The 12,253-nt window shown below is 45.9% G+C and carries 13 protein-coding genes; all 13 read left to right on the forward strand.

The window, feature by feature from the left end; genetic code table 11:
* The first annotated feature begins 149 nt into the window (after positions 1-149).
* The 13 genes from DESAC_RS08540 to csx20 all read left to right on the forward strand — a co-directional run bounded on the left by DESAC_RS08540 (position 150) and on the right by csx20 (position 12,252).
* On the forward strand, positions 150-617 hold the full coding sequence (locus DESAC_RS08540) for a hypothetical protein (RefSeq protein ID WP_013706666.1): 468 nt from the start codon (positions 150-152) through the stop codon (positions 615-617).
* 21 nt (positions 618-638) lie between these two features.
* Positions 639-971 (forward strand): hypothetical protein, encoded by a 333-nt coding sequence (locus DESAC_RS08545; protein ID WP_013706667.1) that lies wholly within the window; start codon positions 639-641, stop codon positions 969-971.
* 136 nt (positions 972-1,107) lie between these two features.
* A complete protein-coding gene (locus tag DESAC_RS08550; RefSeq protein ID WP_013706668.1) occupies positions 1,108-1,584 on the forward strand; it encodes a cell wall hydrolase in 477 nt (158 codons plus the stop codon).
* Positions 1,585-2,233: 649 nt separating this feature from the next.
* A complete protein-coding gene (locus tag DESAC_RS08555) occupies positions 2,234-2,473 on the forward strand; it encodes a hypothetical protein (RefSeq protein ID WP_013706669.1) in 240 nt (79 codons plus the stop codon).
* Between the two features lie 22 nt (positions 2,474-2,495).
* Positions 2,496-3,494 carry a CRISPR system precrRNA processing endoribonuclease RAMP protein Cas6 gene (cas6, locus tag DESAC_RS08560; protein WP_013706670.1) on the forward strand — a complete coding sequence of 333 codons (999 nt, stop codon included), beginning with the start codon at positions 2,496-2,498 and terminating at the stop codon, positions 3,492-3,494.
* Positions 3,478-6,087 carry a type III-A CRISPR-associated protein Cas10/Csm1 gene (cas10, locus tag DESAC_RS08565; protein WP_013706671.1) on the forward strand — a complete coding sequence of 870 codons (2,610 nt, stop codon included), beginning with the start codon at positions 3,478-3,480 and terminating at the stop codon, positions 6,085-6,087. The genes cas6 and cas10 overlap by 17 nt, the downstream gene beginning before the upstream one ends.
* A gap of 12 nt (positions 6,088-6,099) precedes the next feature.
* The gene (gene csm2 / locus DESAC_RS08570; RefSeq protein ID WP_013706672.1) at positions 6,100-6,513 is read left to right on the forward strand and encodes a type III-A CRISPR-associated protein Csm2; all 414 of its coding nucleotides are present in this window, start codon (positions 6,100-6,102) and stop codon (positions 6,511-6,513) included.
* 27 nt (positions 6,514-6,540) lie between these two features.
* Positions 6,541-7,389: a type III-A CRISPR-associated RAMP protein Csm3 gene (gene csm3 / locus DESAC_RS08575; RefSeq protein ID WP_013706673.1), complete on the forward strand. Its 849-nt coding sequence runs from the start codon at positions 6,541-6,543 to the stop codon at positions 7,387-7,389.
* A 1-nt stretch (position 7,390) separates the two neighbouring features.
* Positions 7,391-8,428 carry a type III-A CRISPR-associated RAMP protein Csm4 gene (gene csm4 / locus DESAC_RS08580; RefSeq protein WP_013706674.1) on the forward strand — a complete coding sequence of 346 codons (1,038 nt, stop codon included), beginning with the start codon at positions 7,391-7,393 and terminating at the stop codon, positions 8,426-8,428.
* Between the two features lie 5 nt (positions 8,429-8,433).
* Positions 8,434-10,149 carry a type III-A CRISPR-associated RAMP protein Csm5 gene (gene csm5 / locus DESAC_RS08585; protein ID WP_013706675.1) on the forward strand — a complete coding sequence of 572 codons (1,716 nt, stop codon included), beginning with the start codon at positions 8,434-8,436 and terminating at the stop codon, positions 10,147-10,149.
* Complete coding sequence (locus DESAC_RS08590; RefSeq protein WP_013706676.1) at positions 10,146-11,243, forward strand: CRISPR-associated protein; 1,098 nt, start codon at positions 10,146-10,148, stop codon at positions 11,241-11,243. Before csm5 ends, DESAC_RS08590 begins: the two co-directional genes overlap by 4 nt.
* Before the next feature lie 61 nt (positions 11,244-11,304).
* Positions 11,305-11,553, forward strand: a complete 249-nt coding sequence (locus DESAC_RS08595) for a nucleotidyltransferase family protein (RefSeq protein WP_013706677.1) — start codon at positions 11,305-11,307, stop codon at positions 11,551-11,553.
* A gap of 309 nt (positions 11,554-11,862) precedes the next feature.
* The gene (gene csx20, locus DESAC_RS08600) at positions 11,863-12,252 is read left to right on the forward strand and encodes a CRISPR-associated protein Csx20 (protein ID WP_013706678.1); all 390 of its coding nucleotides are present in this window, start codon (positions 11,863-11,865) and stop codon (positions 12,250-12,252) included.
* The last annotated feature ends 1 nt before the right edge of the window (position 12,253 follow it).

Genomic DNA, 12,253 nt, shown 5'->3' on the forward strand with positions numbered 1-12,253 from the left:
GGTATTCCAAGGCAATCGGTTAGCGCTCCGCCCCGGAAACCCGCACGCAGCCGATACCTTGCCAAAGTTTGAGCAGGAAGGCAAAATAATTTTACCAAGGCAGGATCATTCCTTCACTACATTAACGTTAATTTTCAGGAGGGCCGCAGATGGATAGGCAAAGGCTGAGCAGCAAGGAATTGCAGCGAACACGTTGTTTCCTGGGTCTCTTGGTTATCATCCTAACCGTAGGGCTAGGCGGCTGCGCCACCATCTCACCCTACAGCGCCACGGCCTACGAACAGGCCACGTCCCTGAAAGCCGAGGCCCTCGTCCTTATGGGTAAGGCCACCGAACCCTATTCGCAGCATCAAACCCAGGTAGAGGCTTTGAAACTCAACCTTGAGAAGGCTTATGAATACGCCAAGGGAAGGCCGAAGAACGAATTATCCATCCGGCAATGGGAAATCCTCAAAGATCCGGAGCGGCATTCCCTCGGGGGGTTCTTAAAGCGTTGGCAGCAGGAATCCAGCCTCCGGCCGGCGTTTGTACAAGAGGCCAAAGAGCTGGTGGCCGATCAATTCGATGCCATTATCGGCCTGGAGTCAGGTAAGCCCAAAACTGCAGGAACAAAATAAACAGGCATGGGAGACAAGACTATGTCCGATTTCGATAGATTTTTGCAGCTTTTTACAGATGGCGTCAAAGATCTGGCTCAAAAGGAGTTCAGCGAGTTCGTGCAGGCCGCCCTGGATGACGGTGTGTCCTTTATGACAAAATTCAAGAGTGATGTGGAAGAATGGGGAATGAAGTTGGCCCGGGGCGAAATGACCGCGAATGATGTCGAATGGCTTATGCAGGGGAAAAAAGATCTCGCCGAAATGAATGCCCTGAAACAGGCCGGTCTGGCGCAGGCAAGAATTCAGGAGTTTGTGAACGGCGTCCTTAAAATCGCTTCGGAATCGTTGGTGAAGGTGTTTCTGCCCTCGTAGGATGATTTGTCGGGCTGACCCTAGAAATCGCTGAGAATCAGCGATCATGTCAGCAACGACTAGAGAAACGGATTGCCAGACCGAGGCGGGTTCGCCCCGCCCGGTCGGGAACCTGACCTAAGAAAGGATTGCTACCATGCCGACCCCAACTGAACTGCTTCCTGATCCGAATAAGGATTTCGCCGAACATTCCGATCTGCAGTTGTTAGCTATGGCTCTCTTCGGCGAAGCCCGGGGCGTCCCCAAACCGACGCGCCAGGGCATCGGACATGTGATGATCAACCGCGCCCTCCACCCCGGCTGGTGGGGCAGATCCCTCAAAGAGGTTATCCTGAAGCCCTGGCAGTTTTCCTGTTTCAATCAGAACGATCCCAATTATCGTAAACTCAGAAGTCCCTTGCAATATAAAACAGCAGAGGTTTGGGACAACTGTTGTCGGGATGCCATCGAGGTGATGGCGCGCGTAAATCAGCCAAACCTTTCCGACCCGGTCAGGGGTGCCAACCATTACTACGACACCTCTATCCCCTCGCCCAACTGGGCGGACGAGAGTAAATTTGTATTGGCCCTCCCGGCCCGTTCCGGCCATGAGGTCCGGTTCTACAAACTCTAGAGCCGATTTCTAAATAATACCGAAGCCAGCAGCAGTTAGCGGTATACGGTTTTTTCCTGCAAGGATTTAACCCACCCGAGAAACGGGCTACCCTAAAGCCCTAAGAAAAAACCGAGTTGCCCAGTAGTGTACCATCGTTCGCAAGCCCCATTTTGGGGTAGCTGTCCAACACTTTCACATCTCTCAAGACCACTGCCAACCCCTCTAACCCGGATAATTCACCAAAATCCCATATACCCGGTGGCACAGGCTTTCCAGCCTGTGCAAAAAAAACAGTCTGTATTTCAGGTAAGCCTGTTAATCCATGGCATTAAAATGAGTTAGCTATCTTTTTCAAAATATCATGAATAAAGCGGGCTAACTCTCTCAGACATTGTCATCAGCCAGGCCGGCAACCCTGTCGTCAATCTTGCCGGTAATATTTTTTTTGCCATCAGCGGATTTTTTCTGGTGAAATATTTTCGAATAATTTAATCATTAGGCTAAATTACCGGGCTTCTAACTTTCGGGCAAGGATAAATGCTTGACAAAGTCAACTGAGGTTTTGCATAATAGCGGCGACAATCATCCGTATAAAATCATAAAAATATACTCACAATAGAGCATTGGTGCATATGTTCTTTGGCGGTTCTGCCATGGGAGATTAAAGATGCCAATGTGGCGCGATGTTTTGATCTGCACGGTGGGCATCAGCCTTAAAGCCGATCTGGAGAGACAGGCTGCCCCCGACTGTCGGCAAGACCTCGAGCGGTGTTATGCCAAGGGGGTGGCTAAAAAACTTTTGGCCCTGAATCCGGATGATCGCCTCTGCGGGTCTGAAATCAACTGCACGAGGCCACTTTATGATCGCCTCTGCGGGTCTGAAATCAACTGCACGAGGCCACTTTGATGGGGAGAATTGCCGCCAAAAAATGAACCCAAAATTGCCATTACAATATATGCCTTACGGGAAATACCGTTTTTTTGCCTCTTTCGAAGCTGAGGCCCTGCTGCCGCCTTTTAAGGGCTCCACCTTTCGTGGGGTCTTTGGGGTGGCCCTGAAGAGGGTGGTCTGCCCCTTAAGGGGGCGGGAGTGCCTGGATTGCCTGCTGCGGCGTCAATGTGTGTATGCCCGGGTATTTGAAAATCTGACGACCAGAGGGGATAAAGCACCTTCGCCGCCCCATCCTTTTGTTATTGAACCCATGCCGGGCGAGGCAACCCGTTTTTATCCCGGAGATCCGTTTGCATTTACTTTGCTGCTCTTTGGCTGGGCCAATGACTATCTGCCATATTTTGTCTATGCCTTCGAGGAGATGGGCAAGATCGGCATCGGCAGGCATATAAACGACAGGCGCGCCGGATTCAGGTTAGATCGGGTGGAGCTTGGGGATGAGGTGGTGTATGACGGCAGGGAGCAAAATCTGGTGAAAAAAAGTCCGTCCAAGCTTTTTCTCGGGGAAAGGGAAGCTGATGGTTCAGTTTCGGCCATTACCCTGCTTTTGCAGACGCCGATGCGGTTGAAATTCCAGAATTCTCTCAAAGCAGAACTGCCCTTTCATGTGCTGATCCGGGCCTGCCTGCGCCGCATCGCCACCCTCAACCAACATTATGGGGCAGGGGAACCCGCTCTGGACTACCGCGGCCTGGTGGCCCGGTCCCAGGCAGTGGCCATTCGCCGCGCCGACCTGCACTGGTATGATTGGCGGCGCTATTCCAACCGGCAGGACCAGGGGATGCTCATGGGAGGGATGGTGGGGTCCATAACCTATAGGGGGGACTTAGCGGAATATATGCCGCTGCTCAAGTATGCCGAGAAAGTTCACCTCGGCAAGGCGACGACGTTCGGGTTGGGGAAGGTGCGCTTCCATATTGATGATAAGAAGTATTTAACAAATCCTGTGGAGCTAAAAAATGTCAAAAAATTATAGAAATATTTTCCTCATTCAATTAGGAGGTCTCCTCCATGATATAGGAAAGCTTTTGCAAAGGGCAGAAGTCAAGATTGATAATTTCGCAAGATATATAGAGGATTTTTGCCCTAAAAATAATAAAGATCAACCCACACATCTCCATGCTGCATATTCAGCTTATTTCATGGAAAAACATCTTCCTGCTCAAATAATACCAGATTATGAAAGGGGTATTCTGTACGAGGCCTGCCGGCATCACCGGAATAGCTCTGACGATATTTTTGTCAAATCAGATCGTCTCTCTGCGGGTGAACGATATGTCGAGATAAGTAAAGAAAAACCTCATTATAAAACTGTGCCCTTTCGCTCTGTATTTCCTTTTGTTGAAATTAATTACGCGATAAGGTCAAAAAACGAATGCGTTCCATATTGGTTCCACAATCCCAGGAAATTAAAAGGGGCCGAAGAATTATATCCGCATTTCTCCTCAAATATCCCTAAAACAGATTTGGTTCAGAAATATCAGCAAATATGGAAAGGATTGCAGCAAGATATTGAGGAATTACCCGTTGATCTGACATTAGAGCATTTTCTTTTGGAGACTTTCTATCTCTTACAAAAATATTGTTGGGCAATACCTTGCGATACCACCAGGGAATTTGCCGATATATCCTTGTTTGATCATATGCGGACCACTGCTGCCTTTGCCGGTTGTTTAGCTATCGGGAGACAAGAAGGATTCTTGCAGGGAAAAGAGTTCTTATTTGTTACAGCAGATATTTCTGGGATTCAAGACTTTCTTTTCAGGTTGGCCAGAGCCGAAGGGGTAGGTGGGATTTCCAAAAGGCTTCGAGGGAGGTCTTTCTATCTGAGTATGTTATCGGAAATTTTAGGCCGTTATCTTCTCAACAGCACCCACCTATCACCAGCGAACCTATTGTTTTGCGGGGGCGGAAATCTGGAGATGCTCTTGCCGAATACGGCCAATATACAAAAATTATTGTCAGAACTAGATTACGAAGTAAATCAATGGTTGTTAGAAAGGTTTGGGGGGGAGCTGCAACTTGTTATTGCAGGGCAGGAAGCGGCGGCAAAAGAAGTTTCTTTGGCATATACCAAAATAAAAGCACAAATGGCTCAAAAATTATCTCTGTGTAAACGACAAAAAATAAAGCCGATTCTTAAATATCAACAAAACTGGCTTTATCCACAGCAAACCAGGGACTTGATCATTCGATGCCCCTCCTGCCGCATTACCCTAATAACAGAAATTGAGGAGATTTGTCGAGACTGTAAACTTCACCGCCGGATTGGTGAAAAGCTGCCGGATTCACAGTGGCTTCTATTTGCGCCGTCTAACTTCAAAAAATACCGGGAGGAAGAAATCAAAGATGCGCTTTGGGTAGATTATGGGAAGTTAGGATCGGTGATCCTTTTAAGTGGTGATAATCTGGTTGAGGAAAAAAGAAACCAGCTTTGGGACTACCAGGCAATCAATCATTATAGACCTCGCTCCTCTGCCCTTACATATCTAACCCAGCAATTGCCAAGAGCCTTAGAACCTTTAGAATTGACGACTGAAAAAGATGACTCCGGAGATTTTTTTGTCGAGTCGGGGCAGGTATTGAGTTTTACCACATTGGCCGATATGAGTTATGGAGACAAACTCTTAGGCGTTTTGAAAATGGACGTTGATTATTTAGGAGCCATTTTTGCCCATGGGCTGGGGCCTATAGAAGCTCAAACAACGGTAGGAAAGGAAGATTTACGCTCCATCTCCCGGCTGGCGACTTTGAGTCGGATGTTCTCCTGGTTCTTTCAATCTCAAATCAATCGCCTTTGTGAAGAAGTATTTCAGGAATGGAAAATTACCAGTTCATACCCTTTCAAAGGTTCAATCAGTCAAATATTCTATACTGTCTTTGCCGGGGGGGATGATCTTTTTGTCATCGGCCCCTGGGACCAAACACTGGAGTTGGGGCGTAAAATTAGAACTGCATTCAAAGAATATACCTGTCATAATCCCAACCTGACTATTTCAGGTGGAATGATCTGCTGTAAACCCAAATACCCCATTAATCTAGCAGCCAGAGAGGCCGAAGAGGCCTTAAAAGAGGCCAAAAAATTAGGGAAAAATCGATTTTGTCTATCTGGGCAGGCGGCAGTATGGGACCTAGAAGCACCGGAAAGCGTGGCAAACTTAGAGGATTGGCAGCAAGTTTATTACGGCTTCGAGGACCGGGAAATAAGACGAAGCAGAGACTTTTTCGGAAACAGGAGTAAGACATTAAAGGAGCTATTGGATTGGGGGGAACTTCTTATGCGATGGCTTCAGGAGAAAAAGATAGCCCGCCGACTGCTTCACCGATTATTGCTGGAAGTTAAGTCAATTTTAAAAGAAAGTAGTCAAGAAAGAGAAGATAAACCCCAAAAATCTGCCATACTAAAACTTTTTCCTTTTCTGGCTTATCAACTGGCCCGAAATGTTAAAGACCCGGAGGTGCGGCAAACCTTACATGCCCAACTCATTACTTCCAATAATTTATCCGATTGGTTGCATCAATTGCCGCTGCCCCTGATATACATACTCAACAAATCACGGCAGCATTAAGGAGGCGGTATTATGGACGTGAAAAAAATCATTGATGAGATCAAAGAGAAGAATCAATTCAGTCAAATAACCATCGAGGAATTCGCTCCGGAAGAAGGATGGGCCAATAGCATTGCTAAAGAATTAAAAGACAAGAGGCGTCAGTTGCGCAAAGTTTTTGCTCAGATAAAAGATATTGAGAAAAAAATAAAAAAGATGAACGAACAGGATGAGTTAAATGAGCCAAAAATTTTTCTAATACTCCCTCAAGTCGCTTATGCCCGGGGACGAAATTTAATTCCGGTAGATTTTTATAATTTAATAAAAATAATTATAGGAACAAAGGGCAAAGGAACCAAATTGAAAAAAGTGGAGGATTTTCGCCGGTTCACTGATTTCATGACAGCAGTTGTAGCGTACTCAACCCTTTACGCTGACAAAAAATAATACCATATACGTTGAGGAGATATTACGATGGCAAGCAACAAAAAACCTGATTTTACTTTCCATGGAAAATATATTATTAATGCCGAACTATTGCTTTTGACCGGTATGCATATCGGCGGTTCCACTGAAGGTTTTGAGATAGGTGGTTTGGACAATCCGGTCATTAAAGATCCCATTAGCGATGTTCCATATATTCCAGGATCCTCTTTGAAAGGAAAGATGCGTTCTCTTTTAGAATGGGCCTATGGATTAGTTACCATTAAGCAAAATGAGAAAACCAGTCTTTGGGAAGGAGAGCTTTGCTCGGACGCTGAAAAAGATCTGGCCATAGTCTTTGGCGTGCCGGCAGAAGAACATCCAAAAGCCTCGCTACCCCCAGGTCCCACCAGGCTGACAGTCCGGGATGCCTATCCAAAAGGTTTTGAGGCAGGCTCGGACACCGTGGGTGAACAGGTGACCAAATGGGAAAGAGACATGGGGGAAGGAATCTACACGGAAATTAAATATGAAAACGCTATTGACCGACTAACCTCAGTAGCCAACCCACGTCCTATGGAAAGGGTGCCGGCCGGCTCGCGGTTTGAGCTTCAGTTTATTTATGATGTTTATCAAAATAAGGATATTGCCCGTCTCAAGCTTCTCTTCGAAGGACTTAGATTATTAGAAGATTCTGCTTTGGGAGGGGGAGGATCCCGCGGCAGCGGCAGGATAAAGGTAGAAAGTATTTCAGTTGGAGCGCGGGAGCGATCATATTATTTGGGGGAGAAAACCCAAGATGAAAAGAAACTAACACTAGAATGTCCAAAAGATGGAGTTGGCTTGGAAGAGATCTTGAAAAATTTCTCGACGCATTTTCCTTCCGGCGCAGGAGATTAACATGCCAACGTACGAAGTATGCCTCTGGCCTCGAAGCAGTTTTGAATTTGTGCCTCGGGCTGAGACCCTGTTTGGCGCCATCTGCTGGACCATTCGTAGCTTCTGGGGGGAAAATAAGTTAACCGATATCCTGGCGGAATTTTCCCGAAAACCACCCTTCCTCCTGAGTAGCTCCTTCCCTTGCCAACGTCTGCGCTCTGGAAAAATTATCCACTACCTGCCTCGCCCTATTCTGCGGCCTTTGTCTCTGAACGATATCGTTGGCTGTTGCACTGAGGCTAAACCGGATCATAAAGGATTGAGTTATGACTCTCCCGGACAAAGCGCCTTTACCTGGATTATGGAACAATACAAACAATGCAGAAAAATAGCATTCATCACTTCCGCGGCTCTGGATTTATTCTCCTCTGCCTCCGATGAACTTCCACTTTTTAAGGCCTTTCTTGAAGGTCAGCTCCAGGAACCGAAATGGCGATCGAATCAAGGGATGGCTAAGACAAAGATTGATCGGCTGGGGCAGGCAACCAGCGGGGCAGGAAACCTATTTTTCCAGGAAGAACAGTTCCTCTCCCAAGGGTGGGGCCTATATTTTTTGGTGCGGACTGATCATTGGAGTGATTTGATTTACCCAGTTTTCCGTTTTTTGGAGGACAGCGGCATCGGCCGCAATGCCCATACCGGCCGAAATCAATTTCGCCTGGAATGGACCGCAGAACCAGATTGGCTTCCTTCCGGGAAAGGTCCACGATTTATTTGTTTATCTCCTTATTGTCAGAATATTGGTGATGATATTGATTGGGACGCTTCGACGTATGGGGTGAAATCATTTCAAGGTGCGGTGGAAAGCCGGGAGGAATTTGCCGGCAGCCCCGTTTGGAAAAGGAGATTTCTCATGGTCCAGGAAGGGTCTTGCTTAATAGCGAGTCAAGTTAAGGACTACTATGGATGCCTGGTGCCCAGTTCAGAAATCAAGGGCAAGACGGTCTACACCTATGCTATAACCTGGCCTTTACATCTAGACATGCCAAAGGAGGATTAGTCCCCATGTCTGATCAAAACACCACTGCCATGATCAATATTTTAACACCAGTACATATCGGGACCGGCGAAAAATATAGCGGCTTGGATTATCTTATCGATGAAAAATTAAATCAGCTTTTTCGTCTCCCCACGGAAGGCGTGATAAACGCCCTCGGTAGAAATTGGACAATCTATACAGAATGGTTAGATCAAAAATTTAAAGAGATCGAATCTAAAATTGTAGGGCTTGATTTCAAAAAGAAAAGCAAAATCGAGCGAACTGAGCTTGCCAAAATCAATTTAGAAATATTCTGTCAAACCAAAGGAATCGATAAAGATATTTTTTTTTCACGCAGTTTATACAAGCTTCCATGTTCCAAGAATCTAGGGACCGATAAAGATATCAGTGAATTCCCTAAACAGGCGCATTTGGCTTATATGCCTGGCAGTGAAATCAAAGGAGCCATCAGGACAGCGTTATTGTATAGCCTCTTGAAACATGACAGTAATATAGCTATCTACGAATGGTTAAAAACAACAATTAGAAACCTTCCTAATATTAAAATCAAGATCAAAAAAGTAGAAAAAAAATGTCAAAACATTATTAAATCCGAAGGGAATAATTCAAGTCCCAATAAAAAAGAGAAAGGAATATTAGTCAAGGAATTAGGAAAAATAGAAGACGAACTTCAGAAAAGACTACTTCGCACCAAATTATTTGGCGGCTCCGATCAGGCTCATTTTGATATTCTGAAATTCCTCCAGGTCGGCGACGGAATCCCTTTCACTCCTGCCGATTTCCTGTGTATATGTCCTGTAGAACCCATTAATACCAGCAAAAAATTCGTTAACTGGCAGGAATTTTTAGTTCCTGGCAAATCAATACCTCTCTCTAAAATAGAATTAAATTCTCATAAATCAAGAATTCAAGATTATTTGGATAAACATCATTTTTCTAAATTACAGCAATCTTATCTATCAGAAGGAAGATTGACCCAAATACTACAGGCATGTTATGAATTTAATAAGGCTCTTCTTGAAGAAGAGATTGCTTTTTACGGGAAACCTCATATACAAAAACAAACACCCAAAGTTATTGATAGGCTAAAAAACTTACAAGAAACAAATACACCTACCTCCCCGCTTCTCCGTCTCGGCATGGGGCAGGGCTATCTGAGCGTCACAATTAATCTGCTTTTTAAGCAGAAAGAATTTGAGCTCTATGACAAAGTTTTAATCCACGCAACGCAAAACGTCAGTTACGACTCTGAACATGGCGGCCCCCTACCTAAAACCCGCCGGCTTGTTGAATATAACGGTGAAATTTGGCCACCTGGCTGGATACAATTGCAGATGGTAGAAAAAAAAACGGATATATTTGCTTTGCCAAAATCTTGGTCTCCTCTAAGTTTTGGGGATCTTAGTGAGGCGCCAGTTGCCAAGGGGGTGAATACCGCCGAAAAAGAACCAGAGCAATCAGGAGAATTAGCCCCGGCAAAACCTGAATTGCGGCCGGAGTACGTCATTTTACTAAACCAGGCACAGAGAGTCGACTGCGTGCCCCAAGAATTTGGGGGGATAATGCAGAAATGGCAGGGTTTGACTGAATGCGGAGAAAAAAGGGCTCTTGCTCAGGTGCTTCTGAAGAAATTGGAGCCATTGAAATTAAAAAAGAGAGATAAATTATTCGACTATAAAACACTTTTACAGCAATTTATTTCCGAGGAAAGCAAATCATGAAGGTATTTATTTGCCCCACCGGAACTTCTATCCTTACTGTAAAAGGGATAGGTTTTTCTGATATCGAGCACCGGCCCGGAAGCGAATACGCAAAGTATGAGAAAACCCGGAAATTATTAAAACACCAACTCGAATCACACAAGGCCCATCAGAATGCACAAAAAAATCTTGACGAAGTTTCGGCTGAATTCAAAAGCCTAGTAAAAATGGGGGCGGATAAGTCTGATATCGTCTATTTATTACATTCCGATACTGTAGACGGCCGCTTTTCGGCTGAAATCAATCGAGATCTCCTGGAAGATTATATCGCCTGCCACACTGAATTAAAAATCATCCCCGATCTTCAGGCAGTGGATGAAACCCGTTTTCGAAAAAATGGCTTAAAGAATTTTGTCGATAATATCTTTCAATTGATCAATAAACATCAAGGGAATCAAATTATTCTGAATGCAACAGCTGGCTATAAAGTTTTGGTTCCCTATTTGACTATCCTGGGAATGGTTCACAATTTGCCGGTAAAATACATCTTCGAAAAATCAGATACCGTTTTCACTCTTTCAGGTATTCCTTTGGACCTTGACTATGATCTTCTTCTCCCGGTTTTCCCTAAGCTCAGGCGCATAGAAACGGAAACCGCAATAGGTCTTGCCGATTGGCAGTCGGATATTGATTATACCGATACCCGGTATGACTGGTTGATTGAAATAGAGGCTGGACAGGTAACCATGAGTAGTCTTGGCCTGATGTTTTATGAAAAATTAAAGGTTGATTGGGGGGAAGAATTTGAACTATGCCCCAAAAAGCCAGAAGAGAAAAAAATCCACTTAAAAAAAGGCGATGAGGATCCACCGGTAGTCAAGTTAGCCAACCGTCTGGTTAAATCTCCGTATGTTTGTGAAATCTTAAATACCTTGCCTTTTAACCCAAAACAGCAGGACCCTATCCTTGAATGCCGGGATGACGGAATTTTGCATCTAGTCTTGACTTATACCGCCGAGGGGTTGGGTTTGGCAGTTCAAACTACCGGCAGGAACGCCACTGAAACACAAAAGATTGGCCGCCGCCTGGTCAAGAAATTTTTTCAAAGAATATAATAAGAAAAACAAACCGACTCGGTAACCGTCACTATATATATATTTTGCTCAGTGGAACCCCTTGGACCTGAAAGCTCAACTCCAAGCCAAACGTCGCCAAATCCTGGCCCTGGCTGCCAAACACGGCACCTCGAACCTCCGTCTCTTCGGCTCCATGGCCCGGGGTGGAGCCGGCCCAAAGAGCGATGTGGATATCTTTATCAACTTGGAATCCCGCCGCAGCCTCCTGAATCAGATCATCCTTGGCCAGGATCTGGAAGACCTTTTGGGCTGTAAAGTCGACGTCGTTACCGAGGCTGCCTTGCACTAGTATATCAGAGAAAAAATCTTACAGGAGGCCGCGCCACTGTGAAGGATTTTTCCTGGGTTGAGAAGCCGGAGCACCAGGAAATTGCAGCCATTCTAACCGCGACCGGGGTTGCTTGGCATCAACCGTAATATCAAATAGTTTTAGCCCGCTTTATTCATGATATTTTGAAAAAGATAGCTAACTCATTTTAATGCCATAGATTAACAGGCTTACCTGAAATACAGACTGTTTTTTTTGCACAGGCTGGAAAGCCTGTGCCACCGGGTATATGGGATTTTGATGAATTATCCGGGTTAGGAACGTAGAGCTATGCCCGCCCTCTTCCTCCTCTTCAACCACCGCTTCACCGCCGCCCAAAAGGTCGCAGCCCGGGAGCAGCTCGGCGTCGAGCGAATCTCTGTCCTTCCCGCTGAACTCCAGCCTATCTGGGGCCAGATTCCTCCTGACCTCCCGGAGCTGGCCAACTGTCTTGAACCGGTCCGGTCCTGGCTGGCCGGGCAGGCAACCCCCGGCGACTACGTCCTCATCCAGGGGGACTTCGGCGCCACCTACCTGATGGTCCGCTTTGCTCTGGAGCACGGTCTCATCCCCGTCTACGCCACCACCAGCCGCCAGGCCCTCGAGGAACATCTCCCCGACGGGACTGTCAAACTGCTGCATTATTTCCAGCACCAGATGTTTCGGAGATACGGAGGGTGAA

This window comes from Desulfobacca acetoxidans DSM 11109, assembly GCF_000195295.1.
Taxonomy (GTDB): Bacteria; Desulfobacterota; Desulfobaccia; order Desulfobaccales; family Desulfobaccaceae; genus Desulfobacca; species Desulfobacca acetoxidans.

Coding starts and splice junctions, on each gene's coding strand:
- csx20 (WP_013706678.1), top strand. CDS start 11,863: ATGCCCGCCCTCTTCCTCCTCTTCAACCACCGCTTCACCGCCGCCCAA.
- csm5 (WP_013706675.1), top strand. CDS start 8,434: ATGTCTGATCAAAACACCACTGCCATGATCAATATTTTAACACCAGTA.
- DESAC_RS08555 (WP_013706669.1), top strand. CDS start 2,234: ATGCCAATGTGGCGCGATGTTTTGATCTGCACGGTGGGCATCAGCCTT.
- csm3 (WP_013706673.1), top strand. CDS start 6,541: ATGGCAAGCAACAAAAAACCTGATTTTACTTTCCATGGAAAATATATT.
- cas6 (WP_013706670.1), top strand. CDS start 2,496: ATGAACCCAAAATTGCCATTACAATATATGCCTTACGGGAAATACCGT.
- DESAC_RS08590 (WP_013706676.1), top strand. CDS start 10,146: ATGAAGGTATTTATTTGCCCCACCGGAACTTCTATCCTTACTGTAAAA.
- DESAC_RS08545 (WP_013706667.1), top strand. CDS start 639: ATGTCCGATTTCGATAGATTTTTGCAGCTTTTTACAGATGGCGTCAAA.
- csm2 (WP_013706672.1), top strand. CDS start 6,100: ATGGACGTGAAAAAAATCATTGATGAGATCAAAGAGAAGAATCAATTC.
- DESAC_RS08540 (WP_013706666.1), top strand. CDS start 150: ATGGATAGGCAAAGGCTGAGCAGCAAGGAATTGCAGCGAACACGTTGT.
- csm4 (WP_013706674.1), top strand. CDS start 7,391: ATGCCAACGTACGAAGTATGCCTCTGGCCTCGAAGCAGTTTTGAATTT.
- cas10 (WP_013706671.1), top strand. CDS start 3,478: ATGTCAAAAAATTATAGAAATATTTTCCTCATTCAATTAGGAGGTCTC.
- DESAC_RS08550 (WP_013706668.1), top strand. CDS start 1,108: ATGCCGACCCCAACTGAACTGCTTCCTGATCCGAATAAGGATTTCGCC.